The organism is Methylorubrum sp. B1-46 (genome assembly GCF_021117295.1).
Lineage (GTDB): Bacteria > Pseudomonadota > Alphaproteobacteria > Rhizobiales > Beijerinckiaceae > Methylobacterium.
On sequence record NZ_CP088247.1, the window covers coordinates 4,009,063 to 4,034,796 of the forward strand.

21 protein-coding genes are annotated in these 25,734 nt (G+C 69.3%); 11 read left to right on the forward strand and 10 right to left on the reverse strand.

The window, feature by feature from the left end; translation table 11 throughout:
* Positions 1-70: 70 nt before the first annotated feature.
* On the forward strand, positions 71-955 hold the full coding sequence (locus LPC10_RS18720) for an alpha/beta fold hydrolase (RefSeq protein WP_231343892.1): 885 nt from the start codon (positions 71-73) through the stop codon (positions 953-955).
* A 31-nt stretch (positions 956-986) separates the two neighbouring features.
* On the opposite strand, the gene LPC10_RS18725 is transcribed toward LPC10_RS18720, so the two are convergent.
* Positions 987-1,202 (reverse strand): hypothetical protein, encoded by a 216-nt coding sequence (locus LPC10_RS18725; RefSeq protein WP_108941525.1) that lies wholly within the window; start codon positions 1,200-1,202, stop codon positions 987-989.
* A gap of 727 nt (positions 1,203-1,929) precedes the next feature.
* On the opposite strand from LPC10_RS18725, the gene LPC10_RS18730 reads away from it, so the two are divergent.
* The 4 genes from LPC10_RS18730 (at position 1,930) to LPC10_RS18745 (ending at position 6,465) form a co-directional block, all read left to right on the forward strand.
* Complete coding sequence (locus tag LPC10_RS18730) at positions 1,930-3,246, forward strand: glycine betaine/L-proline ABC transporter ATP-binding protein (protein WP_231343893.1); 1,317 nt, start codon at positions 1,930-1,932, stop codon at positions 3,244-3,246.
* Positions 3,162-4,013 (forward strand): proline/glycine betaine ABC transporter permease, encoded by an 852-nt coding sequence (locus LPC10_RS18735; protein WP_231343894.1) that lies wholly within the window; start codon positions 3,162-3,164, stop codon positions 4,011-4,013. The genes LPC10_RS18730 and LPC10_RS18735 overlap by 85 nt, the downstream gene beginning before the upstream one ends.
* A 185-nt stretch (positions 4,014-4,198) precedes the next feature.
* On the forward strand, positions 4,199-5,035 hold the full coding sequence (locus LPC10_RS18740) for a glycine betaine ABC transporter substrate-binding protein (protein WP_231343895.1): 837 nt from the start codon (positions 4,199-4,201) through the stop codon (positions 5,033-5,035).
* An 80-nt stretch (positions 5,036-5,115) separates the two neighbouring features.
* Positions 5,116-6,465, forward strand: coding sequence for a hypothetical protein (locus LPC10_RS18745; protein ID WP_231343896.1), 1,350 nt, complete (start codon positions 5,116-5,118; stop codon positions 6,463-6,465).
* A gap of 381 nt (positions 6,466-6,846) precedes the next feature.
* Here LPC10_RS18745 and LPC10_RS18750 read toward each other — a convergent pair whose 3' ends face one another.
* Positions 6,847-7,875, reverse strand: a complete 1,029-nt coding sequence (locus LPC10_RS18750) for a GlxA family transcriptional regulator (protein WP_231343897.1) — start codon at positions 7,873-7,875, stop codon at positions 6,847-6,849.
* Positions 7,876-8,323: 448 nt separating this feature from the next.
* Between LPC10_RS18750 and LPC10_RS18755 the strand changes: the two genes are divergently transcribed.
* From LPC10_RS18755 to LPC10_RS18780, 6 genes are all read left to right on the forward strand, one after another.
* Positions 8,324-9,577, forward strand: coding sequence for a sarcosine oxidase subunit beta family protein (locus LPC10_RS18755; RefSeq protein WP_231343898.1), 1,254 nt, complete (start codon positions 8,324-8,326; stop codon positions 9,575-9,577).
* Between the two features lie 15 nt (positions 9,578-9,592).
* A complete protein-coding gene (locus LPC10_RS18760) occupies positions 9,593-9,925 on the forward strand; it encodes a sarcosine oxidase subunit delta (protein ID WP_231343900.1) in 333 nt (110 codons plus the stop codon).
* A 1-nt stretch (position 9,926) separates the two neighbouring features.
* The gene (locus LPC10_RS18765; RefSeq protein WP_231343901.1) at positions 9,927-12,914 is read left to right on the forward strand and encodes a sarcosine oxidase subunit alpha family protein; all 2,988 of its coding nucleotides are present in this window, start codon (positions 9,927-9,929) and stop codon (positions 12,912-12,914) included.
* On the forward strand, positions 12,907-13,497 hold the full coding sequence (locus LPC10_RS18770) for a sarcosine oxidase subunit gamma (RefSeq protein WP_231343902.1): 591 nt from the start codon (positions 12,907-12,909) through the stop codon (positions 13,495-13,497). Before LPC10_RS18765 ends, LPC10_RS18770 begins: the two co-directional genes overlap by 8 nt.
* A 143-nt stretch (positions 13,498-13,640) precedes the next feature.
* Positions 13,641-14,999 carry an L-serine ammonia-lyase gene (locus LPC10_RS18775; protein WP_231343903.1) on the forward strand — a complete coding sequence of 453 codons (1,359 nt, stop codon included), beginning with the start codon at positions 13,641-13,643 and terminating at the stop codon, positions 14,997-14,999.
* A gap of 450 nt (positions 15,000-15,449) precedes the next feature.
* A complete protein-coding gene (locus tag LPC10_RS18780; protein ID WP_231343904.1) occupies positions 15,450-15,605 on the forward strand; it encodes a hypothetical protein in 156 nt (51 codons plus the stop codon).
* Positions 15,606-15,757: 152 nt separating this feature from the next.
* Here the strand turns inward: LPC10_RS18780 and LPC10_RS18785 are convergent, their stop codons facing one another.
* The 8 genes from LPC10_RS18785 to hisN all read right to left on the reverse strand — a co-directional run bounded on the left by LPC10_RS18785 (position 15,758) and on the right by hisN (position 25,733).
* On the reverse strand, positions 15,758-16,267 hold the full coding sequence (locus LPC10_RS18785) for a prolyl-tRNA synthetase associated domain-containing protein (RefSeq protein ID WP_231343905.1): 510 nt from the start codon (positions 16,265-16,267) through the stop codon (positions 15,758-15,760).
* A 20-nt stretch (positions 16,268-16,287) separates the two neighbouring features.
* On the reverse strand, positions 16,288-17,088 hold the full coding sequence (locus LPC10_RS18790) for an electron transfer flavoprotein subunit beta (protein WP_231343906.1): 801 nt from the start codon (positions 17,086-17,088) through the stop codon (positions 16,288-16,290).
* Entirely contained in the window at positions 17,085-18,311 is a 1,227-nt protein-coding gene (locus LPC10_RS18795) for an electron transfer flavoprotein subunit alpha/FixB family protein (protein ID WP_231343907.1), read from the reverse strand. Before LPC10_RS18795 ends, LPC10_RS18790 begins: the two co-directional genes overlap by 4 nt.
* Positions 18,308-20,206 (reverse strand): (Fe-S)-binding protein, encoded by a 1,899-nt coding sequence (locus LPC10_RS18800; protein ID WP_231343908.1) that lies wholly within the window; start codon positions 20,204-20,206, stop codon positions 18,308-18,310. Before LPC10_RS18800 ends, LPC10_RS18795 begins: the two co-directional genes overlap by 4 nt.
* 91 nt (positions 20,207-20,297) lie before the next feature.
* Entirely contained in the window at positions 20,298-22,340 is a 2,043-nt protein-coding gene (locus LPC10_RS18805; RefSeq protein WP_231343909.1) for an NADH:flavin oxidoreductase, read from the reverse strand.
* A gap of 74 nt (positions 22,341-22,414) precedes the next feature.
* Complete coding sequence (locus LPC10_RS18810; RefSeq protein ID WP_231343910.1) at positions 22,415-23,542, reverse strand: hybrid-cluster NAD(P)-dependent oxidoreductase; 1,128 nt, start codon at positions 23,540-23,542, stop codon at positions 22,415-22,417.
* Between the two features lie 3 nt (positions 23,543-23,545).
* Positions 23,546-24,805: an SRPBCC family protein gene (locus LPC10_RS18815; protein ID WP_231343911.1), complete on the reverse strand. Its 1,260-nt coding sequence runs from the start codon at positions 24,803-24,805 to the stop codon at positions 23,546-23,548.
* Positions 24,806-24,926: 121 nt separating this feature from the next.
* Positions 24,927-25,733 (reverse strand): histidinol-phosphatase, encoded by an 807-nt coding sequence (gene hisN, locus LPC10_RS18820; protein WP_231343912.1) that lies wholly within the window; start codon positions 25,731-25,733, stop codon positions 24,927-24,929.
* Between the last annotated feature and the right edge of the window lies 1 nt (position 25,734).

Sequence of the window (25,734 nt, forward strand, 5' to 3'; positions counted from 1 at the left end):
CCTTGCGGTAGGGCTTGCATGCGGGGGCAGGGCGCAGAGCGCGCGCCCTCGTTCGGTTGAGGTGCGGACCATGACGGCCGATCCGTTTCTGGCGGGTTTCACGCTTCACGACATCGACGCGGACGGCCTGCGCATCCGCGCATCCGTCGGCGGGTCCGGGCCGCCGGTGCTGCTGCTGCACGGGCATCCGCAGACCCACGCGACCTGGCACGCCGTCGCCCCGCCTCTGGCCGAGCACCACAGCGTGGTGGCGATGGATCTGCGCGGCTACGGCGATTCGCAGAAGCCGGAGGGCGGCGAACGCCACGCCAACTACGCCAAGCGCGCGATGGCCGCCGACGCGGTGGCGGTGATGCGACGCCTCGGCCACGACCGCTTCGCCGTGGTCGGGCACGACCGCGGCGGGCGGGTCGCCCACCGCCTCGCCCTCGATCATCCCGATGCCGTCACCCGGATCGCCGTCCTCGACATCGCGCCCACCGCGACGATGTACGCACGGACCGACAAGGCCTTCGCCACGGCCTATTTCTGGTGGTTCTTCCTGATCCAGCCGGCGCCCCTACCGGAGCGCCTGATCGCGGCCGACCCGGAATTTTTTCTACGCACCCATGTCGAGGGACAGTCGAAGACGCCGGGCAGCCCGAGCCCGGCGCTCTTCGCCGAGTACCTGCGCGTCTACCGCGATCCGGCCACGCGCCATGCGATCTGCGAGGATTACCGGGCGGCGGCGGGAATCGACCTGGAGCACGACGCCGCCGATGCCGACCGGCGGATCGAGGCGCCTCTCCTGGCCCTCTGGGGCGCGCGGGGGACGGTGGGGCGGACCTACGACGTGCCGGCGACGTGGCGCGAGAAGGCTCGCGACGTGCGCGGTTTTGCGCTCGATTGCGGCCATACCCTGCAGGAGGAGCGACCCGATCGCGTGCTCGCCGCCCTTCGCGATTTCCTGGCTTGAGCGCGCCGCGGTTTCGCGACCGCGCCGGCCGTCACACGAACGGCTTCACCAGCACGCGGCGGCCGCTGAGGTCGTGCACGGTGACGTGCCATTCCGACCAATCCTCGCGGTCCGCGAGGCTGCTCATCACCTCTTGAACCACCTCGTCTGCGCGCCGCACGAGGCGCTCGGGGACACGGATCTCCTTGCCCTGCGCGTCGAACACGCACTCGTAGCCATTCGTCGCGTGGAAGCGGTAGCGTGCCATGGGCGCCCTTTTCCTCCTGATCGACTCTGAAAAGACGGTCGTTCGCCTTTCGTTCCATATGGGGACAAGGCGTGGAAAAGAGCAATACGACCTTCAGCGCCGGCAGGGACTTACACCCGGTTTTGATCGCCGGTGCGGCTTGGGGACAGGCCGCCCCCGGCGCGGCCGCCCTCGCGTATGTCTCGGCCCCGCGGATGTCGCCCGCTGCGGCTACCGCTCTCGGATCGAATGCACCGACGTGATGCGGGAACTCTTGCGATCGACGCGACGCGCGTTGTGAGATCAGTCCTTGTCCCGATCGAGAAAAGAACTTTGCTGTCTTTCGCAAGCTTCTCTCTTCGAGGCCCGTGCCTTTGAGCGCGGTTCAGTCCGATTTTTGTATCCGGCGCCCTCGAACAGACGAGCGCCCGACTCCGGAAAAGGCTCAGACGGTCCAACCCCGGACGGCGGAAACCTCCGCCGCATCGCCGCGCGGCGGCCGTCATCGTGCCCAACACTCGCACATATCTTGCAACTTTTCTGGACAGCGCTGCTCGGATTCGCGCCACACCCCGGCCGGACGGGCCCAATTGCAGCGATAAACTGCCGGGGCGTCGTCCGGCGCCAATAAAATGTCGCAATACGACAAGCCTCCTGGAATGACTGAAAATAACCTTTGATCGTCCAAGATAAAACCATAAAAATTTCGATCGAGGACAACATCGCTCCAAATTGAAGGGCTTTCCCTATGGGCCGGATCAATCTTGAAGGTATCAGCAAGATATTCGGCTCGAACTCGTCCACGGCGCTCGATCTGATGGCGCAGGGAAAGCAGAAGAGCGAGATCGCCGCCGCCTGCGGTGCCGTCGTCGGATTGCGCGACATCTCGTTCGACATTGAGGAGGGCGAGATCCTCGTCCTGATGGGCCTGTCCGGCTCCGGCAAGTCGACGCTCCTGCGCTGCATGAACCGGCTGGTGGAGCCGTCCTGCGGACGGATCGTCGTGGACGGGGTGGACGTCACGCGGCTCGGGCGCAAGGAGCTGCTCGCCTTCCGCCAGAAGACGTTCGGCATGGTCTTCCAGCACTTCGCCCTGCTGCCCAACCGGACCATCCTCGGGAATGTCGGGTTCGGGCTCGAGATCAAGCAGGTCTCGGCCAAGGAGCGGGTCGAGCGGTCGATGCAGGCGATCGAACTCGTCGGCCTCAAGGGCTGGGAGTCGAAGTATCCCAGCCAATTGTCCGGCGGCATGCAGCAGCGCGCGGGTCTCGCGCGGGCGCTCGCGGCGGATGCGGACATCCTCCTCATGGATGAGGCGTTCAGCGCCCTCGATCCGCTGATCCGGCGGGACATGCAGGCGGAGCTGCGCGACCTCCAGCGCACGCTCAAGAAGACCATCGTCTTCGTCTCGCACGACCTCGACGAGGCCATCGCGCTCGGCGGCCGCATCGTCCTGATGAAGGACGGCGAGGTGGTCCAGATCGGGCAGCCCGAGGATATCGTGGCCCATCCGGCCACCGAGTATGTCGAGCGGTTCGTCGAGCATATCGACCTCGCCGCGGTTCTGCGGGCGGAGCAGGTCGCGGACCGGTCCGCCCCCCGGCTGGCGCCCACGCAGACGGTGGCCGAGGCGCGCACCGCCCTCGGCGGGGGGAACGCCAGCTCCTGGCTCGTCGCCGACGGGGACGGGCGGCTCGTCGGCCGCATCTTCGCTGACAGGCTCGCCGCCGCGCGGCCTGACGAGACCGTCGCCAGCCTGCTCGATCTCGGGCAGCCCGTCGTCGAGGCGGATCGCCGGCTGGACACCATCCTCGCCACGATCGCCGCCGAGGAGCGCGTGGCCGTCGTCGGCAGGGACGGGCGCCTGATCGGCTCCGTCACGAGCCGCGACGTGGTGCAGGCGCTGGCCGCGCGCCCCGGCACACACGGCCTGTCGCAGACAGGTCAACAGATCCTCTCGAAGCCGCCAGGAACACCGCGATGGAGTGGAACGTCCCCAAATTTCCCCTCGACACGCTCAGCGACAACGGTCTCGACTGGCTCACAGAGCATGGCAGTTGGCTGACCCGCGCCGTCAGCCGCACCGTCTCCGACTGGATTGAGACGCTGACCACCGCTCTCGTCTCGATCCCGCCCTGGATCTGCATCGCGATCGCGGCGCTCGCCGCCTACCGTGTCGGCGGCCGTAAGATCGGGATCCTGACGCTGGCCGGCCTGCTGTTCCTGTGGAATCTGAGGCTGTGGCAGGCGACGGTCGAGACCCTGGTCCTCGTCAGCATCGCCACCGCCGCGGCGCTGGTGATCGGCGTGCCCGTCGGGATCTGGTTCGCGCTCAGCCGACGGGCCTGGCGGACCTTCTCGCCGGTGCTCGACATGATGCAGACCCTGCCGAGCTTCGTCTACCTGATCCCGGCTCTGCCCTTCTTCGGGCTCGGTGCCGTCTCGGCCTGTTTCGCGACGATCGTGTTCTCGGTGCCGCCGGTCATCCGGCTGACGGCGCTCGGCATCCGCAATGTGCCGAGCGAACTCGTCGAGGCCTCCGATGCCTTCGGCAGCTCGGCGACCCAGAAGCTGTTCAAGGTGCAATTGCCGCTCGCGCTGCCGACGATCATGGCCGGCGTCAACCAGACCATGATGCTCGCCCTCTCCATGGTCGTCATCGCGGCGATGATCGGGGCCGGCGGCCTCGGCCGCGCGGTCTGGCAGTCGATCCAGCGCCTTGAGGCGGGAGCCGGGTTCGAGGCGGGCATCGGCATCGTGATCGTGGCGGTCATCCTCGACCGCGTCACCCAGGCCCTCGCAGCCCGGGCCCGCCCCCACGGTGTTGCCTGAAGGTTACATCCTCAGCCGGAGCGCCAACAAAGATTGCGTTCCGGCTGAAATGCTATCATATATTGCAAAAGCCAAATCATCACCGAACAGCCCCGAATATCGGAACTTCAGGCTCAGCACCTGAACAGAAAAAGCTCGGCTAAAAAACGCCGCACATCCCCAAATCAACTTGAAAGGTCCGATCCATGCGCGCTCCGATACTTGGTGTGATGGCCTGCCTTGCCCTGGTCCACACGCCGGCCGAGGCGGCGGGCAAGCAGGTTCGGATCGCCTACGTGGAATGGGCCGACGCCGTGGTCGCCACCAACATCCTCAAGCTCGCGCTTGAGGAGAAGGGCTATCAGGTCAAGACCATCCCGCTCGCGGCCGCCGCCATGTGGCAGGCCGTGGCAACGGGCGATGCGGATGCGAGCGTCGCGGCCTGGCTCCCCGTCACGCAGGGCGCCTATTACGAAAAACTCAAGAACCGCATCGACCTGATCGGCCCGAACGTCACGGGCGCCAAGATTGGCTGGGCCGTGCCCGCCTACTCGTCGCTCAACTCGATCGAGGATCTGGCGACCAAGGCGTCCGAGGTCGACGGCAAGGTGGTCGGCATCGATCCCGGCGCCGGCGTCATGAAGAGTTCGGAGGCGGCGATCAAGGCCTACGGCCTGAAGGTCAAGCTGCTCGACGGCAGCGATGCCACGATGACCAGCGCACTCAAGGACGCGGTGCGGCAGAAGAAGGACGTGGTCGTCACCGCCTGGACGCCGCATTGGATGTTCGCGCGCTACGACCTGAAATACCTCGCCGACCCCAAGAAGAGCTTCGGTGAGGCCGAGAGCGTGAACACGCTGGCCCGCAAGGGGCTCAAGGCGGACATGCCGGAGGTCTACGGAATCCTCGAGAAGTTCAAGCTCACCATCAAGGACGAAGAAGCCGTGATGGCGGAGAACGAGGAGAAGGGCGCCAAGCCCGAGGAGACCGCCGCGAAGTGGATCGCGCGGAACCGCGCGACGGTCGACGGCTGGCTCAAGTGATGCGGCCGCCCGCGAGCTGAAAACGACCGGAGACAGCTCGGAAGACGATTCGGGAATTCGGTGGAGGGGGATCGGAAAACATGACGGCGAACGGTTTGGCGGCGGCCCTGGTGGCCTGTGCCGCGGGGGTGATGCTGTGCCCGTCGGGGGCGGCGGCGCAGGCGCGAGGCCCCGTCGAGGTCGACGCTGAGCCCAGCCAGGTCAACCGCGAGCAGCCGGTCGCGGTCCCCGATCCCCGCGACGCGCCCGATTCCCTCAGCAATTTCGACCTGGGGCCGCCGAAGGGCAAGACCAACACCGGCACCTTCACCTTCGGCGGCGCCATCCGCGCCCGCTACGACTGGCGCTTCGACGATGCCAGCCGCGGCGGCGTCCGCAAGGCGCGGGAGAACTTCGACTTCGACACCCTCGCGCTCAAGGCGGCCTACGATTCCGACACCATCTTCGGCGCGGCACAGTACCGGTTCTACGGCGGCAGCTCGATCTACGGCCCACGCAACGGGTATCGCGGCAATCCGGGCGAAGTCCATTTTCCGATGTTCGCCTATATCGGCTACAAGTTCACGCCCGAGAACAGCATCACCGTCGGCCTCAACCAGTCCCCCTTCGGCCTGACCCCGTATTTCGGGACGAGCTTCCTCGAAACGCTCGGCTTCACCATGGGGATCGAGGAAGTCTATAACTTCGGCGTCAAGTTCTCGCATGTCGAGCCGGACTTCAATTATCAGGTCGGCTTCTATCCGGGCGCCAACCCCAACGCCTTCGGTCTCAGCCTCGACAGCGCGCGCTACTCGACCAACATCGTTCGCGCCGACCCCTACGTCACGAACGGCACCAGCAACGCCGAACAGAACATGTTCATCGGACGAGCCGAGTACTTCGTTCTCAAGAACGACACCGCCTCGCTCGCCTTCGGCGCCTCGATCTGGCACTCGGACATCTACAACTTCGACACGCGCCAGACCGGCACCAAGCAGCTCGAAGGCTTGCACGCCCTGGGCACCTACGGCCCCTGGGGCTTCAAGGCGATCTACGTCCGCCAGGACATCGACCCGAAGAACCCCTTCCGCAACGACCTCATCACGATCGGCGGCTTCGACTTCTCGTACAATCTCGCCACGCGCGGCAACTTCATCTCGGGCGAGGTGACCTACAAGGTGCCCGATCCGATCGGACCGTTCACGGTCGTGCCCTTCGTCGGCTACAGCGCCTTCTACAAGGACAAGGCGGCGTTCCGGGCCAGCGAGCGCTTCACGCTCGGCGGAGCCTGGACCCTCACGGCCGATCCGAACCTGATCATCTACACCGAGGCCGCCATCGGCCGGAACGACCCCTATGTCGGCGTCGGCGAATTCAACAACGGCCTCGCCCAGGGCGGCGAGAACCGTTGGAAGTCACGCTTCATCATGAACATCGGGTATTATTTCTAGAACATCGCCCCGAAAGGTGGCCGCCGGCTTTCGGGACGGTGCAAAAACAATGATCTCGAGCGTCGTCCTGGATCCGATATCCAGGACGATGCTCTCTGGCGCTTTCCGACGAAGGGGAGCCAGTTCGTCGGAAGCATGCATGACGACCCGGAGAGGCCGGCCCGCTGCTGGCAGGCCGGCCTCTCCGCGATCCGCGATCTTCGCGAGCATCACGCCGGCTTCCGAGGGAGCCGGCGTTCTCGTTTTCAGGTCGTGCGCTTTACCGTCGCGCCTTGGCGGCCAACGCGCCGCGCTTGGTTCGGCCGAATGCAATCCTGCCGAAGCCCGGCCTTGTCGGAGGCGGGGGAGGGGGAGGGGGCTCGAACGGACGACGGCCGCGCCTCAGGCGCGTGCGCCCTGCGCCGGCCCGATCTTCCGCTCGGCGCTGGGCGGCTGGCCGAAGCAGTCGAGATAGGCCTTCGAGAAGTGCGAGGCCGAGGTGAAGCCGCACTCGAACGCCACCGAGAGCAGCGGCATCGCCGTCTGCCGGATCAGGGTGCGGGCGTGCTCAAGACGGATGCGCAGGTAGTGCTTGGCCGGAGAACGGCCGAGATACTTCAGGAACAACCGCTCGAGCTGGCGGGTCGAGAGCTGCACCGCGTCGGCGAGCTCCTGGCTGCCGAGCGGTTCGGCCAGTGAGGTCTCCATCAGTCCCACCACCCGCAACAGCTTCGGGTGCGAGACGCCGAGGCGCATGCGCAGGTCCATCCGCTGGCGCTCGCCGGACTCGCGGATGCGGTGGTGGATGAGTTGGTCGGCGACCTCCGAGGCCAAGCTCGGCCCGTGGTCGCGCATGATCAGCGACAGCATCATGTCGGCCGCCGCGGTGCCGCCCGCGCAGGTGAAGCGGTTGCGGTCGATCTCGAACAGATCCGAGCCGATCTCCAGCCCGTCATGCTCCGAGACGAGGCCCGGCAGGTTCTCCCAGTGGATCGTCGCCCGGTATCCGTCGAGGAGGCCGGCCTTGGCCAGCACGTAGGTGCCCGTGCAGACCGCCCCGATCGCCGCACCGCGGGCGCTGCACCGGCGCAGGGCCGAATGGAGGGCGCGGTGATCCGGGCGCTGGATGTCGACGCCGCCGCACACGACCATCATGTCGAAATCCTGCGCGTCGCAGAAGCGGCCCGCGACCTTGACCTCGATCCCGTTCGAGGCGGTGCACTTGGCCCCATCCTCCGACCACAGCGAGAAACGGTAGAGATCGCGGCCGACCGCGCGATTGGCGAGCCGCAGGGGCTCGATCGCCGAGGAGAAGGCGATCATCGAAAAGCGGTCGACCAGCATGAAGCCGACGGCGATGCCTCTCCCGGTGATCGCCTCGCTCTCGGCCACCGTATGAGCCGGGCCCGTCTCCCCGGCAGCTATCGTCATTTCCATCCCGACCACCGTCTGTCGGCCTATGCCGCGGCTTGGTGGGCAATTCACGTGCCGCGCCGATCTTTCGCCGGCGAGGAAGCGATGCAGGATCGCTCCGGTTGCAACCGGCCCCGTCGATCAGGAGGCAGCACGTCCGCCGAGGCGGCGCCCATACCGGAACTTAATCTCCGATCGTCGGCCGAACGCAATAGAATAATTCTTGTTCGCCCCCCGTTCACGGCGGCGTGACCAGACAAGACATCCGGATTGTCAGTCAACGGACCGATCCGAGAGACTTGTCGGGCGAGCCGCCGCGCCGTCACTCGAACCGGTCGATGGGGCCTTCCGAGCCGCGCGTTCGCGGAAAATGACTGAAGTCGGGAATCCCAAACTCGCGGTCGCCGTCGATCAAGCCCCGGGGCGAGGGGCGGACCATGATCTGTCAACACCGCGAGGTCGACCGATGCGCCGCTTCTCCCTCACGTCGCTGCTTTCCGAATCCCTGCGGGGCCATACCGGTTGGGGCCGCCAGTGGCGCGCGCCCGAACCGAAGCCCCGCTACGACGTCGTCATCGTCGGCGGCGGCGGGCACGGGCTGGCGACGGCCTATTATCTCGCCACCGTGCACGGCATCACCAACGTGGCGGTGCTGGAGAAGGGCTGGATCGGCGGCGGCAATACCGGCCGCAACACCACGATCATCCGCTCCAACTACCTCTACGACGAGAGCGCGGCGATGTACGAGCACGCGCTCAAGCTCTGGGAGGGGCTCAGCCAGGAGCTGAACTACAACATCATGTTCTCCCAGCGCGGCGTGTTGATGCTCGCGCACAACATCCACGACGTCCAGAGCTTCAAGCGCCACGTCTATGCCAACCGCCTGAACGGCATCGACAACGAGTGGCTCTCGAAGGAAGAGTGCAAGGAATTCTGCCCGCCGCTCGATATCTCGGGGAGCTTGCGCTACCCCGTGCTCGGCGGCGCGCTCCAGCGCCGGGCCGGCACCGCCCGCCACGACGCCGTGGCCTGGGGCTATGCCCGCGGCGCCGACGCCCGCGGTGTCGACATCATCCAGAATTGCGAGGTGACCGGCATCCGCCGCGACGCCTCCGGTGCGGCGGTGGGCGTCGAGACCAGCCGCGGCTTCATCGGCGCCGGCCGGATCGGCGTGGTCGCCGCCGGCCACACCTCGACCCTGATGTCGATGGCCGGCGTGTCGATGCCGCTGGAGAGCTACCCGCTCCAGGCTCTGGTCTCCGAGCCGGTCAAGCCGTGCTTCCCCTGCGTGGTGATGTCGAACGCCGTCCACGCCTACCTGTCGCAATCCGACAAGGGCGAACTGGTGATCGGCGCCGGCACCGACCAGTACACCTCCTACAGCCAGCAGGGCGGCCTCCACATCACCACCCACACGCTCGACGCGATCTGCGAGCTCTTCCCGCAATTCACCCGGATGCGGATGCTGCGCTCCTGGGGCGGCATCGTCGACGTGACCCCGGACCGTTCGCCGATCATCGGCAAGACCCCGGTTCAGAACCTGTTCGTCAATTGCGGCTGGGGCACCGGCGGCTTCAAGGCGACGCCGGGCTCGGGTCACGTCTTCGCCCACACGCTCGCGACCGGCACGCCGCACAAGATCAACGCGCCCTTCACCCTCGACCGGTTCCGCACCGGGCGCCTCATCGACGAAGCCGCCGCGGCGGCCGTCGCGCACTGATCCGGAGCCAGACCCATGCTGCTGATCGCCTGTCCCCATTGCGGCAAACGGCCCGAGACCGAGTTCCGGTGCGGCGGCCAAGCCCACATCGCCCGCCCGGCCGACCCGATGACCGTCGATGACGGCGGCTGGAGCGAGCACCTGTTCGTGCGCGCCAACCCCAAGGGCGTGCATGCCGAGCGCTGGTGCCACATCCACGGCTGCGGCCGCTGGTTCAACGCGCTGCGCGACACGATCAGCGACCGCTTCATCGAGACCTATCCGATCGGCGAGCAGTCCAAATCCGGCGTGAAACCCGGAACGATTCTCGGAACCGATTCCGCAATCCAGAGCGAGATGAGGGCGTGAGATGGCACAGCCGTTCAGATTGTCCCGCGGCGGACGCATCGACCGCACCCGCCCCATCGTCTTCGAATTCAACGGAAAGCCGGTTCACGGCTACGCCGGCGACACCGTCGCCTCGGCGCTCATCGCCAACGGCATCCACCTCGTCGGGCGCTCGTTCAAGTATCACCGCCCCCGCGGCATCCTGAGCCACGGCCCCGACGAGCCGAGCGCGCTGCTCTCGGTCGATCGCGGGCCGGGCCGGACCGACCCGAACAACCGCGCCTCCGTGGTCGAGGCGCGCTCCGGGCTGCGCACGACCTCGCAGAACCACTGGCCCTCGCTCGAATTCGATATCGGCGCGGTCAACGACCTGCTGTCGCCGGTCTTCGTGGCGGGCTTCTACTACAAGACCTTCATGTGGCCGCGGAAGTTCTGGGACCGGGTCTACGAGCCGTTCATCCGCGCCGCGGCCGGTCTCGGCAAGGCCCCGACCCAGGCGGATCCCGACCGCTACGCCAACCGCCACGCCCATTGCGACGTGCTCGTCGTCGGCGCCGGTCCGGCCGGTCTCGCCGCCGCGCTCGCCGCGGCGCGCACCGGCAAGCGGGTCATCCTCGCCGACGAGGGCGCAGAGCCCGGCGGCTCGCTCCTGCACGACACGACCTCGCAGATCGACGGACGCCCCGTCGCAAGCTGGCTCGCCGAGACGCTGGCGGACCTCGACGCGCGGGAAAACGTGATCCTGCTCTCCCGCACCACCGCCTTCGGCTATTACAACCACAACCACGTCGCGATGACCGAGCGCGTCACCGACCACCTACCGTCCGCCGCGGGGCAAGCCCCCCGCGAGCGCCTGTGGCAGGTGCGCGCCGAGCAGGTGGTGCTCGCCGGCGGATCGCACGAGCGTCCGCTCGTCTTCGCCGACAACGACCGGCCGGGCATCCTGCTCGCCGAGAGCGTGCGGGTTTTCCTCAACCGCTACGGCGTGGCGCCGGGCCGCAAGCTCGTCTTCGCCACGAGCGGCGCCTCCGCCTACCAAGCCGCGCTCGATGCGCGGGCTGCGGGCCTCGACGTCACCCTCGTCGATCTGCGCCTAGAGGCGGAGTGCGGGCCGGAGCTGGCGCAGCTGCGCGCGGCCGGGGCCGAAGTGTTGACCGGCCACACCGTGGTCGGTTCGAAGGGCCGAAAGCGCGTCACGGGTCTGATCGTGGCGCCTGTCGGGAGCGACGGCCGGTGCGGCGGCCGTCGCATTCTCTCTTGCGACTGCGTCGGCATGTCCGGCGGCTGGACGCCCGCCGTCCACCTGTTCTCGCAGTCCCGCGGCAAGCTCCGCTACGACGACGCCATCGATGCCTTCGTGCCGAGCATCTCGGCCCAGGCCGAGCGTTCGGCGGGCGCGGCCCGCGGCACCTACGACCTCGCCGCCTGCCTCGGCGACGGCTTCGCCGCCGGTGCCGCCGCCGCGGGCTCGGACGAGCGCCGGGACTTCGCCGCGACGCCGACGCTGACCGGCTTCCAGCCGGTGCGGATCATGCCGACCGACGCCAACCCGACCAAGGTCCGCGCCTTCGTCGACTATCAGAACGACGTCACCGCCAAGGACATTAAGCTCGCGGTCCGCGAGGGCTTCCAGTCGATAGAGCACGTCAAGCGCTACACCACGACCGGCATGGCGACCGACCAGGGCAAGACCTCGAACATGAACGCCCTCGGCATCGTCGCCGGGCAACTCGACAAGGCCCTGCCGGCGGTGGGCACCACGACCTTCCGCCCGCCCTACACCCCGGTGACCTTCGGCGCGCTGGTGGGCCCGGCCCGCCACGCGCTGTTCGACCCGATCCGGACCACGCCGATCCACGAATGGGCCGAGGCCCACGGCGCCCTGTTCGAGAACGTCGCCCTGTGGCGGCGCGCCTGGTACTTCCCGAAGGCCGGCGAGGATCTGCACGCCGCCGTCGCCCGCGAGTGCAAGGCGGTGCGTGAGGGTGTGGGCATCTTCGACGCCTCGACGCTCGGCAAGATCGAGATCGTCGGCCGGGATGCGGCCGAGTTCATGAACCGCCTCTACATCAACCCCTGGACCAAGCTCGCGCCGGGCCGGTGCCGCTACGGGCTGATGCTGAAGGAGGACGGCTACATCCTCGACGACGGCGTCGTCGCCCGCGTCTCGGACGAGTGCTTCCACGTCACCACCACCACGGGCGGTGCCGCGCGGGTGCTCGGCCACATGGAGGATTACCTCCAGACCGAGTGGCCGGACCTCGAGGTGTTCCTCACCTCGACCACCGAACAATGGGCGGTGATCGCGCTCCAGGGCCCAAAGGCCCGCGACGTGATCGCCCCGCTCGTCGACGGCATCGACCTGTCGCCCGAAGCCTTCCCGCACATGGCGATGCGCACGGGCACGATCTGCGGCGTGCCGACCCGGCTGTTCCGGGTGTCGTTCACCGGTGAACTCGGCTTCGAGATCAACGTGCCCGCCGACCACGCCCGCGCGGTCTGGGAGGCGGTGTTCGAGGCCGGCCAGCGCTACGGCATCACCCCCTACGGCACCGAGACGATGCACGTGCTGCGCGCCGAGAAGGGCTACATCATCGTCGGCCAGGAAACTGACGGCACGGTGACCCCGGACGATGTCGGCATGGCCGGGATGATCCCGAAGGCGAAGAAGGACTTCGTCGGCAAGCGCTCGCTGGCGCGTCCCGATGTGGTGGCCACCGGCCGCAAGCAGCTCGTCGGGCTCATGACCGACGATCCCAAATTCGTCCTCGACGAGGGGGCGCAGATCGTCGCCGACACGGCTCAGCCGATCCCGATGCACATGCTCGGCCACGTCACGTCGAGCTACTGGAGCGCCAATTGCGGCCGCTCCATCGCCCTGGCCCTGGTCGAGGGCGGGCGCGAGCGGATGGGCGGCCATCTCCACGTCACCACGCCGGACGGGTTCACCCGCGTCACCGTCTGCGATCCGGTCTTCTTCGACGTCCAGGGGGAGCGCATCAATGCTTGAGACCCGCTACCGCGCTGCCCGCGCCCTGCCGCTCGGCGCCGTGTCCCGTCCCGTCACCTCGGGTTCGGGCCTATCGGTCCGCCCCGTGGGCGCCGAATCGCGCTTCTCCCTGCGGGCGCGGCTCGGTGCCGGCGCCGCGCCGAAGGTCGGCGGGCTCGTGCTCGACGCGCCGATCAACACGGTCGGCACCGACGGCGAGGTTTGGATCGCCCGCCTCGGGCCCGACGAGTGGCTCGTTGGCGGTCCGGAGGCCGACGCCGAGCTGCTGCAGGGCCGCATCCACGAGGCGCTGGCCGGGCTGCCCCACTCGCTGGTCGATGTCTCGCACCGCAATGTCGGCATCGACGTGTCGGGCCGGCAGGCGGCGGCCGCGCTCAATGCCGGCTGCCCGCTCGACCTGTCCGAGGCGGCCTTCCCGCCCGGCAGCGCCACCCGCACCCTGCTCGGCAAGGCCGAGATCGTGCTGATCCGGGCAACCGCCGCGCCGCTCTACCGCGTCGAGTGCTGGCGGTCGTTCTCGACCTACGTCCACGGCTTCCTCAACGAGGCCGTGTTCGGGGTCGAAGGGCCGGCCGCGCATTGATGCGGGATTGATGCATGTGGGCGGCGAGCCCATCTCGTCGCCGATGCCCCCGCGCGGCCCCGGCCATCCCGACGTGATGCGTGCCTCCCCCAAACGTGCCTCTGCCTGAGGGCGAGGCGCCTTTTTAGAGAGCAGCGGATTCGATGATCAGCACCTTCGATCTGTTCAAGATCGGGATCGGTCCGTCGAGCTCCCACACCGTCGGGCCGATGGTCGCCGCGCGCCGGTTCCGCGACACCGTGCTCGCCCGCGGCGGCGTCACCCGGATCAGCGCCGAGATCTACGGCTCGCTCGCCTGGACCGGCCGCGGCCACGGCACCGACGTGGCGATCCTGCTCGGGCTGCTCGGTCACGCGCCGGCCACCATCGATCCCGACCGGACCGCGCCGCTCGCCGACGAACTGCGCCGCACCGGCGATCTCGGCATTCCGGGCGTCCAGTTCGACACCGAGCGCGACCTCGTCTTCAACTTCAAGGACATCCTGCCGCTGCACACCAACGGCATGCGCTTTCGCGCCTACGATGCCGCCGGTGAAGGGATCGAGGACCAGATTTTCTACTCGGTCGGCGGCGGCTTCGTCGTCACGGCCGCGGAAGCCGAAGCCGCCTCGGCCGGAGAGGCCGGGCAGGAGCCGCCGCTGGCCTTCGGCAGCGGGCGCGAACTTCTCGACCTGACGCTGCGCACCGGGCTGACGATCCCCCAGATCCAGCTCGCCAACGAGCTGACCCTGCGCTCGCGCGAGGACATCGATGCCGGCCTCGACGCGATCCGCGACGCGATGTTCGCCTGCATCGAGCGCGGCCTGCGCATGGACGGCGAATTGCCCGGCGGCCTGCGGGTGCGGCGGCGCGCCAAGCGGCTCTACGAGTCGCTGGAGGCGACCAAACTCGCCAACAGCCGGCCGGCCCACGAGATCATGGACTGGATCAGCCTCTACGCGCTCGCCGTCAACGAGGAGAACGCGTCCGGCGGGCGCGTCGTGACGGCGCCGACCAACGGCGCGGCCGGAATCGTGCCGGCGGTCCTGCGCTATACCCGCGACTTCTGCCCCGACTGGAACGACGAGCGCGGACGCGACTTCCTGCTCACCGCCGCCGCCATCGGCGGGTTGATCAAGGCGCGCGCCTCGATCTCGGGGGCGGAGGTCGGTTGCCAGGGCGAGGTCGGCTCGGCCGCGGCGATGGCGGCGGCTGGCCTCACCGCGGCGCTCGGCGGCTCGGCCTTCCAGATCGAGAACGCCGCCGAGATCGCCATGGAGCACCATCTCGGTATGACCTGCGATCCGATCGCCGGCCTCGTCCAGGTGCCCTGCATCGAGCGCAACGCCTTCGGCGCCAACAAGGCGGTGGTGGCGGCCTCGCTGTCGCTGCGCGGCGACGGCCAGCACCGGGTGAGCCTCGACGAGGTGATCGAGACCATGCGCCAGACCGGCCATGACATGCAGGCCAAGTACAAGGAAACCTCGCTCGGCGGGCTGGCCGTCAACGTCGCCGCCTGCTGACGCGCCCCGCGACGGAAGCGGGTGTTTCGCGGCGCAGTCGATCCCGTCCGGCCTTCGACCTATCCCGCCCCCTCTGCCGGCTCCGGCAGAGGGGTTTTTGACGTTGAGGGCATCGTTCGAAAGGGGGCGTCCCGCCTTGGAAAGCGTGGCTCCGGTGGCCCGGCTGTCCACCGCAGATCACGGGCGGCGATGGTCGGGCGAGCGGCGCCTATGCATAATAGGTAAGCAATCTGCTAAAACATGGTCTTTTCTGCACAATGCATGCGCATCAAGCAGAGCTGATCCCAAGCATCCGCGCTCCTCCGACGACTGAGAAAGGCCCATATCCGTCGAAGCGCGAGCCGCCCTCGTCTTGATCAGGGCGGCGCGAACGAGGCTCATCCCATGTTCAGCAAAGTTTCCGAGAGTGTTCGCGCCCATCTTCGCGCCAGAGCCAATGAGGAGGCTTTGATGAACCTGAGCGACGCGGCGCTCGACGATATCGGCCTGACCCGCGGCGCGGTTTCGGAGCTGCGGATCGGCTCCGAGCCGGCCCGCCCGGAGGCCGTGAGCGTCGCACCGCTCTTCGCGGCTCTCGCCTTCCCCAGCGCCCTCCAGGGGGCCTGAACGCCGGTTCGACGCCGCGGGCCTGCGAACGGGCCGGCCAAGAGTGCGCCCTGCGGCCGCCGTCGGTTCCCTTAGCGCATCGTCTGTGCCGAAAGCCGGTGGCCCCCTTTTGGGTCGGTGCTCAAGAACTCTGCCGACACGGGCAGCGGCCCTCAGGCCGCCGCGCTCTCCGGTAGGGTGATCGATGTGGGCTCGTGACCTTCCACCCTCAAAACCTCCACGAGGTCGGCCGGAACGAGCGAGAGGGTGCGCGTGCTGACGAGCGGGTGGATGTTGACCCGCGTCTCGTTCAGCAGGCTGTCCTGAAGGAACACCTGCACGCTGCCCGGCGCGGCGTTGAGCGCCGCCAGCGGCGAGACGGCCCCGCTCCCGACCCCGAGGATCTCGCGCAAAGCGTCGGGACTCGCGAAGGACAGGCCGCCGCGGGCGCCGAGCACGGCGCGGAATGCCTTGAGATCGACGGCGGCGTCGTGCTGGAGCGTCACGAGAAAGTAGGTCTTCTTCCCGTCGCGCAGGAACAGGTTCTTGGTGTGGGCGCCGGCGATGTCGCCGCAGACCGCCATCATCGCCTCGACGGTGAGGACGGCTTCGTGCTCGTAGAGCTTGTAGGCGATGCCGCGCTCGCGCAGCCGCGTCAGCAGGTCGTCCGGGCTCAGGGGCATGGAGTGTCGTTCCGCTCTTCTCAGGTCTTCGGTTCGGCCGGTGCGGCGAGCACGCCGATTTGCCGGAGATAGGCCAGGATCGCGCGGGCGGCGTCCTCGGGATCGGGCTGGATCAGGAGCTGGCCGCTCGAGGCCGCGCCACTCTCGCCGGTGGCCGCCTTCAGCCGCTCCGCCGCCGAGCCGCCCGCGGGCGCACCCTTCACGATCTTCGGCCGGCGACGATAGGGGCGCTCCTCCACGGCCACGTCGACGGTCGCGCGTCCCGCCACGGGGGCCGCAGCCAGCGCCGCCACGCTTCCGCGGCGGGCTCGGCCGTAGGCGAAGGCCAGCGGGGCAGGGGCATCGGGATGACAGGTAACGACGGCCGATCCGCGGATCAGCACCCGGCGCAAGGCCCCACGGCCGAGGCTCTGGTCGAGCCGTAGGGTGCCATCCGGTTCGGCTGCCGCCGCGACCACGTCGGAGACCAGGGGCATCGAGAGGGCACGGGCCAGGGCGTAGGGCACGAGGCCGCTCTCGTCGCCGCCCTGGCTGCGACGCCCGGCCAGGATGAGATCGGGGGCGAGGGCGGCGAGCCGCGCGGCGAGCGCCGGCACGGGGTCGTCTCCGGCCGCGATCGGGATGTGCTCGATCCGGGGCAGGCCCTGGCCGAGGGCTTCGGCGACCGCCCGGGTGTCCGGCCCGGCATGGAGGCCGACGACCTCTCCGCCGACCTCGCCGAGTCCGGCGGCGATCCGGATCGCCTGCGCCTCGACCCGCGGCAGCACGGGCGCGCCGGAGACGGGGTGCTGCCCGGCCGAGAGAAGGACCGCGATCTTCATGTCGGCTCCCCCGCCGTCGCGCCGGCCGCTTCCTGCGCGAGCAGCCGCAGCAGGGCCGGCATGACGGCCTGCGCATCCTGCACCACGGCAAGGCCCGCCCGCTCGATCATCGCCGCGTGGAGATCGGTGTTGACCGCCACCACGTGCTCGCAGCCGGCGATGCCCTGGAGGTGCTGCGGCGCCCCGGAGATGCCGAGCGCGAAGTAGCAGGTCGCGGCAAGCACGGTGCCCGAGGCGCCGACCTGGGTGTGGCGCGGCATCAAGCCGGCATCGCACAGCACGCGGCTCGCGCCCGGCGTCGCGTGGAGCGCCGCCACCACTTGGCGGAAGGTGTCGAGATCGGTGAGGCCGTTGCCGGCCGAGACGACGAATTCGGCGAGCGACAGCGGCACGGTCGCAGGATCGGCCGGGATGCGCGTCGCCGAGACGATGCTGCCGTGAGGTTCGGGCGGCGCACCCTCGAAGGGCAGGGCGCGGGCCTCCCGTGGCGGGCCGGCATAGTCGGCGACCGCGTCCGGCGCCACGGTGGCGAGGCGGGGCGGGGCAAGGCTCTGCTCGACCCGCCGGCCCCGGGCCGGGCGGACGAGGCCCTTGGCGGCCACCACCTCGGCATTGGTGAACAGCGCCTCGCCGAGGCCCACCGCGACGCGGCGGGCGAGGTCGCCGCCATCGAGCGATTCCGGGAACAGGGCGTGGCGCGCGCCCATGCCTGCCAGCGCAGCCTCGATGCGGGCGGCGCGGGCCGCCGGATCGTAGCCCTCCGCACCGTCGAGTCGGAGCACCCGGTCGGCGCCCGCCGGGCCGAGCCCCTCGCACGCGCCCTCCACGATGACCGCGACGGCCCCCTCGCGGCCGGCGAGCACCCGCGCGGCGCCGAGCACCTGCCGATCGTGGCTCGAAAGACGGCCGCCGGGGGCATCCGGCACCACCGCGACGAGGAAGGCGGGCGTCTCGACGATGACCGTCTTCGGCGCTTCCGCCACGGGCGCGGACCGGGGCGCGGCGGTGACGGCCTCACCCCTCGGGCGACCGACCTGGCTGAGGTCGTAGCGCAGCCGCGCCGCCCCGCCGATGCGCTGGGCTGCGCGCTCGGTCCGCGGATCGCGGCGCGGTCGCCCGGAGGCGGTCGAGCGCCGGGTCCGGTCATAACGCGGGCGAGGGCCGTCGCCGGCGATGAAACCGGCTTCCCGCTCGGCCCTCGGATCGCGGCGCAGGCGGCTCATCGGCCCGCCTCCACCGCCTGGAGCAGCAATTCGGCCACGTCGCGGATCTCCGCCTTGCGGTCGGTCACGCCCTCCAGCATCGCCGTGCAGGAGGGGCAGGCCACCGCCACGATGCCGGCACCGGTCTCGGCGGCCTGGGCCATGCGGATGTCGGGAATGCGGCGCTCGCCCGGCACGTCGCTCACCGGCGCGCCGCCGCCGCCGCCGCAGCACATCGCCCGGCGCCCGGAACGGGCCATCTCGCTGCGGGCGACGCCGATCGCGTCGAGCACGGCGCGGGGCGCCTCGGTCTCCCCATTGTAGCGGGCGAGGTAGCAGGGGTCGTGGTAGGTGACCGAGAGGTCCGGCAGGCGGCCGGGATTGAGCTTTCCGGCCCGGATCAGCTCCAGCAGGAAGGCGGTGTGATGCACCACCGTGTAGCGCCCGCCGAAGGCCGGGTACTCGTTGCGCAGGGCGTGCAGCGCGTGCGGGTCGGCGGTGACGATCCGCGCGAAGCGGTATTTTGAGAGCGTCGCGATGTTCTCCCGCGCCAGCGCCTGGAAGGTCGCCTCGTCGCCAAGCCGGCGGGCGAGGTCGCCGGTGTCGCGCTCCTCCGGCCCCAGCACCGCGAAATCGACGCCCGCCTCGCGCAGGAGCCGCACCAGGGCGCGCAAGGAGCGGCCGTAGCGCAGGTCGTAGGCGCCCTCGCCGAGCCAGAGCAGGATCTCGGCCCCGCCCCGATCGGCGATGCGCGGCAGCTCAACACCGGCGGCGAAGTCGGTGCGCGAGGCCAGCGGCCGGCCGCCGGGATCGCCGGCCTGGCGCAGTTCCGTCACCGGCACGACCGCCTTCTCGGGCAGCCCCCCCCGCTCCAGCGTTTCGTGCCGACGTAAGGACACCACCGCATCGACATGCTCGATCATCATCGGGCATTCCTCGACGCAGGCGCGGCAGGTGGTGCAGGACCACAGGGTGTCGGGATGGATGCGCGCGTCCGGGCCGATCAGCCGGGCCAGCGCCCCGCGCTCGCCTTGCCCCGCCCGGCCACCGGGATAGGGGTTGCCGGCGTAAGCCGGTTCGGCGGGCGAGAGGCCGGCGACGAGATCCTGGATCAGCTTCTTCGGGTTCAGCGGCTGTCCGGCGGCGAAGGCCGGGCAGGCGATCTCGCAACGCCCGCAGCTGACGCAGGCGTCGTAGGACAGGAGCCGGTTCCAGGTGAAGTCGGCCGGCATCTCCGAGCCGAGCCGGGGCGCATCGAGGTCGAGGGGCTGGAGCGCGGTGTCGGGGCGGCCTTCGAACCGGCCGGGCCGGGGATGGGCGACGAGGTGGAGCGCGCCGGCGGCCGCGTGGCGCATCGGCCCGTGTCGCACCTCGAAGGCGAGGCCGAGTCCGCCGGCCGCGGCGAGCGCGAGGGCGACGGAACCGAACACGCCCCCGCCGCCGAAGGCCAGCAGCAGCGCGGTGATCGTGCCGCCGATGGCGTAGGCGAGGAGCAGGAACGGCAGGATCTGGAAGCGGCCGGCGGAGAGACGCTTCTGCTTGGCCGGATAGCGCCGGGCGCCGACGAGCAGCGAGCCGATCGCGGTCACTCCGAAGGCCAAAGCCACGAGAAACCAGTAGGGCCGGAAGTCGGCGAGCGGCGGCAGGATCGCCAACGCAGTCAGGATCGAGGACGCGAGCAGGCCGCCGGCGACGACGGCGTGCATGCGCGAGGCGTAAGGATCGCGCGCCACGACGTGGTGGACATCGACGAGGTAGCGCCGGGGCAGCTTGGCGAGCCCGTCGAGCCACGCCACCGGCGCCGCCGTGCCGACGCGCCAAAGGGCGGCCCGGCGCGAGACCTGGACGAGGGCGAGCGCCGCCATCAGCCAGACGAGGCCGGGAAACACCAGGGTCAGGGGGGCGGCGCTGGTCATGACGGTGAGCCTAAAGGCTGGGCAACAGCACGAACCCTCCCCCTCTGCGGGGGAGGGAGGGGGCGGCGACGCGGCTAGCGCCCCACCCGGATCAGATGTCCTTGCACAGCCGCAGGGCGTCGTAGATCGCCGCGTGGATGTTGCGGCCCGAGACCGCGTCGCCGATGCGGTAGAGCGCGTAGCCCTGTGACAGGTCGTAGGGCTGCGGCTCGCCGCGCAGGACCGCGTCCTGATCGGTCTGACCCCGGTTGACCGAGGCCTCCTTCAAGCCATGGTAGAGCCGGTCCACCGGCAGCGTGCCGTGATCGACGACGATGCGGTCGACGAGGCGCTCCTCCTCGGCATCGGTCATGGTGTTGCGCAAAGCCGCGACGAAGCGGTTGCCCTCCGGATAGATCTCGATCAGCTCCATGTTCGGGCTCATCACCACGCCGAGCTTGTACAATTCGCGCAAGTGGATCGGCTGGTTGGTGGTGCCGACTTCCTCCGCGACCATGCGGTCGTGGGTGGCGATCTCGACGAGGCAGCCGCGCTTGGCCAGTTGCTCGGCCACCGACGAGGCGTTGTGCTGGCCCATCTCGTCGTAGAGCAGGACTGAGCCGGTCGGCTCGACCGCACCGGTCAGCACCTCGGTGGTGGTGACGGCGTACTGCTCGGCGCCCTTGGCGTGGCCGCGGAAGGGCGTGCCGCCGGTGGCCACGATCACCACGTCGGGCTTTTCCGCCAGCACGGCCTCTTCGGTCGCCTCGGTGTTGAGGCGCAGATCGACGCCGAGCTTGGTCACCTGCGACACCAGCCAGCGGGTGATGCCCGACATCGCCTCGCGCCAGCCGGCCTTGGCCGCGATCGAGATCTGGCCGCCGGCCTGCCCGCTCTTCTCGAACAGCACCACCGAATGGCCGCGCTCGGCGCAGACGCGGGCTGCCTCGAGCCCACCGGGACCGGCGCCGATCACCACGACGCGGCGGCGCAGGTCCGCCCGGCGGATCTCGTGCGGCATGCTCGCCTCGCGGCCGGTGGCAGCGTTCTGGATGCAGAGTGCGTCGCCACCGACATAGATCCGGTCGATGCAGTAGCCCGCACCCACACACTGGCGGATGTCGTCGGCGCGACCCTCGGACAGCTTCTTGACGAGGTGCGGATCGGCGATGTGGGCGCGCGTCATCGCCACCATGTCGATATGGCCCTCGGCCACCGCGCGGGCAGCGGTGGCGAGATCGGTGACGCGCTGGGCGTGGAACACCGGCACGTCGACCTCGCGCTTGATCGCGCTCGGCAGGAACAGAAACGGCGCCACCGGGAAGGACATGTTCGGCAGCGAGATCGCGTGGGCGATGTGGTCGCGCGCCTGGCCGCCGAGGATGTTGAGGAAGTCCACGAGCCCGCGCTTGGCGTACTCGGTGGCGATCGTCAGGCAATCTTCCTGGCTGAGGCCGTCAGCGATCATCTCGTCGCCGGACATGCGGATGCCGATGACGTAGTCGTCGCCGGCTTCCGCGCGCATCGCCTCCAGCACCTCGATGCCGAAGCGCATCCGGTTCTCCAGGCTGCCGCCGTACCGGTCGGTGCGTTGGTTGACGGAGGGCGACCAGAACTGGTCGATCAGGTGGCCATGAGCGGCCGAGACCTCGCAGCCGTCGAGGCCGCCCTCGCGGCAGCGGCGCGCGGCCTGGGCGAAGCTCTTGACGATGCGGGCGATGTCCTCCTCTTCCATCTCCTTCGGGATGGTGCGGGAGGCGGGCTCGCGCCGGGGGGAGGGCGAGACGGTGGGGAGCCAGTGCTCGGTGTCCCACTTGGTGCGCCGGCCCATATGGGTGAGCTGAATCATCAGCTTGCCGCCATGCGCGTGCACCCGGTCGGAGAATTGCTGGAAGAACGGGATCACCGAATCGTCGGCGACCGAGATCTGGTTCCAGGGCGCGGCGGGGCTGTCGACGGCCACCGACGACGAGCCGCCGAACATGGTGAGCCCGATGCCGCCCTTGGCCTTCTCGGCATGGTAGAGCTGGTAGCGCTCCTGCGGCTTGCCGTCCTTCCCGTAGCCGGGGGCGTGGCTCGTGGACATCACCCGGTTGCGGATGGTGAGGCCCTTGATGGTGAGCGGCTTCAGCAGCGCGTCGGCATTGGCGATCACGGGACGACTCCCGAAGGCAATGGGGGAGACTTGGGGACGCTGACGGCACCGGCCGCCGCGGCGGCCGGGGTTTCTCAGCGTTCGACGACGAGGTCGCTCGTCGGCTTGGAGCAGCACAGCAGCGCCATGCCGGCATCGATCTCGCGCTGGCGGATGCCGCCGGCATGGGTCATGGCGACGGTGCCGGAGGTGAGCTTCGACTTGCAGGTGCCGCACAGGCCCTTGGCGCAGGACGAGGGCAGGCGGATGCCGGCCTTGCGGGCGGCGTCGAGCACCGTCTCGTTCTCGGGGCATTCGAGCACCCGGCGGGTCTTGGCGAACTCCACCCGGAAGGTGCGCACGCCCTCCGTGGGGGCGGCCTCGGCGTCGAGTTCCTGAGCCGCCTCCGCTGCCGCCGCCTGCTCGGCCTCGGGCAATTCACCGAAGTCGAAGCTCTCCTGATGGTGCCGGGCCATGTCGAAGCCGGCATCCTTCAGCATGGCCCGCACCACGTCCATGTAGGGCTTGGGGCCGCAGACGAAGACCTCACGCTCGAGGAAGTCCGGCACCGCCTGGCGGAGGATGTCGAGCGAGAGCCGGCCCTTCGGACCTGCCCAGGTCTCGTTCGGCGCATCGGTCTCGCAGACCGCGTGGAAGCGGAAGGCGGGATCGAGCCGGGCGATCGTCTCCAGTTCGCCCCGGAACACGATGTCGGCGGGCGAGCGGGCGGAGTGGACAAAGGCCACGTCGCGAGCCTCGCCCAGATCGTGGAAGGTGCGCGCCATCGACATCATCGGCGTGACACCGCTGCCGCCCGACAGGAGCAGGTACTTTTTCGCCGGATGGGTGAAGCAGGAGAACTCGCCCATCGGACCGAGCGCCCGCACCGTGTCGCCGGGCTTCAGGTTGTCGTGCAGCCAGTTCGAGACCGGGCCGCCGGGCACGCGCTTGACCGTGAACGAGACGGTGTTCGGTCGGGTCGGCGCCGACGAGATGGTGTAGCAGCGATGGATCGTCTCGCCGCCGACCTCGAAGGAGAAGGTCAGGAACTGGCCCGGCGCGTAGGCGAAAAGCCGGGGCTCCTTCGGGGCCAGCACGAAGGTCTTCACGTCGTGCGTCTCGTCGCGCACCGCGAGGCAGACCAAGCTGTCGTCGGCCTCCGCATCCCAGGGCGCGGAGGCCGCGAGCCGCGCGGCGGCCGGTTCGGAGGAGGCCGACGTCACGGCTCAGCGCCCCAGATGCGCGGCCATGCGGCCGACATACCAGTTGCAGAACTTCTCCACGAGCATCTCGGTGTGCGGCGAGTAGGGGCCGGGCTCATAGGCCGGGCTCGCCACGCCCTGCTGGCAGATGCCGACGAGCTCGCTGTCCTGGTCGTTGGTGGCCTCCCAGACGCCGGTGAGGTTGGCGAGGTCGTAATCGACGCCCTCGACCGCATCCTTGTGGACGAGCCACTTGGTGCGCAGGAGCGAGCGCTCGGCGTCGAGCGGCAGCACCGAGAAGGTGACAATGTGATCACCGAGGAAGTGGTGCCAGGAATTCGGCTGCGTCCAGACGGAGAGGCCGCCGAGCTTGGCGTTGGTGAAGTTGCCGAGCAGCCGCTTGCAGGCGGCCTTGGTGTCGAGCGTGTGGGACTCGCCCTCGCCGTCGAGCGGCAGGCGCTCGGTGCGGAAGCCCGTCACCATCGTGTCGAGCTCCTCGATCTCCTTCGAGGGCAGCCCTTCGATTTCCCACTCCTCGTGGCGCGTCTTGAGCAGGCAGCCGTAGCGCTCCGCGTTGACGCGGTCGTGCTCGTCCATCTCCTCCGGCGCGAAGCCGAAGCCGTAGGCGAAGAGCGGCACGGTCAGCTCGGGATGGTTGGCGCCGCAGTGATAGCACTCGCGGTTGTTCTCCATCGTGAGCTTCCAGTTGCCGGGCTCGATGATGTCCTTCTGGAAGGCGACCTTGGTCTCGCGCACGTTGTGCGGCTCGATGTAGGGCCCGAGGCGCGCGGCCATCTCGTCGAAATCGGCCGGAGGCTCGTCGGCGAGGCAGATGAACAGCAGTCCCGCCAGCGAACGGACATGCACCGGCTTGAGGCCGTGGCACTCCTTCTTGAAGTCCGGGCCCATATGCTCGGCGTGGATGAGGTTGCCTTCGAGGTTGTAGGTCCAGGAATGATAGCGGCAGACGAGGTTGCCGACCGTGGACTTCTCCTCGTGGACGAGGCGGGCGCCGCGGTGGCGGCAAACGTTGTGGAAGGCGCGGATCTCGTTGTCGTCGTCGCGCACGATCGCGACCGAGGTCTTGCCGATCTCGACGACCATCACGTCGCCGGCCTCCGGCACGTCGGGCTCGACGCCGACATAGATCCAGTGGCGGCCGAAGATGACCTCCATGTCGGCCTCGAACACCTCGGGGCTGAGGTAGAACGGGGCCGCGAGGGTGTAGCCGGGGCGGCGCTCGCGCAGCAGGCGCTGAAGCGGGGTCGGCGTCACATCGAGCATGGGGACCTCCCGAGCCGTATCTGGCTTTCGGGAATTATTGTGCGACACGGGTCCGGTCGCTTCCATATCAGCGACATCCCCTTGGCAAACCGCGACGCGGGGAAACCACCGGTTCGCGGGCCTATCCCTGCAGGACCGCCAGCGCCTCGGCGTGCAGCTCCGGGGTCGCCGCCGCGAGCACCCGCCCGTCGGAGTGAAGGCCGAGGTCTTCGCCGTTCCAATCGGTGATGATCCCGCCCGCCGCCCGGATCACCGGAACCAGGGCCATGATGTCGTAGGGTTGCAGGCCGGTCTCGGCGATCAGGTCGCAATGGCCGGAGGCCAGCAGGCCGTAGGCGTAGCAATCGCCGCCGAAGCGGCGCAGGGCGGTTTGCGCGACGAGGCGGCGGTAGCGCGCCGCGTCGGCGCCGACGAACCCGTCGGGCGCGGTGGTGAAGAAGCGCGCCTGCGACAGGCTCCGGCAGGCGCTGGTGCGCGCGGGCTCGGCCCCGAAGCGGGCCTCCCCCGGTACGCCGGTCCAGCGCTCGCCGAGTGCGGGCATGTCGATCAGCCCGACGACCGGCGCCCCGCCGTCGAGGAAGGCGATCAGGGTGCCGAACAGCGGCAGGCCGGTGACGAAGCTCTTGGTGCCGTCGATCGGGTCGATCACCCAGACCGGACCGGTGTCGGGGCTCTTGCCGGGCTTCACGCCCATCTCCTCGCCGAAGACGCCGTGATCGGGAAACCGGGCCTCGATCAGGCCGCGCAGGCGCGCCTCGATGGCGCGGTCAGCCAGCGTCACCGGGCTCGCATCGGCCTTCGTCACGATGTCGAGCGGGGTGCGGAAATAGGCCTGCGCGATCGGGCGCGCGGCCTCGGCCAGTTCGACGGCGAAGGCGAGGATCTCTTCCGGGGCGAGCGTGCCGGTCGTGGGCGGAGGCCGGTCCATC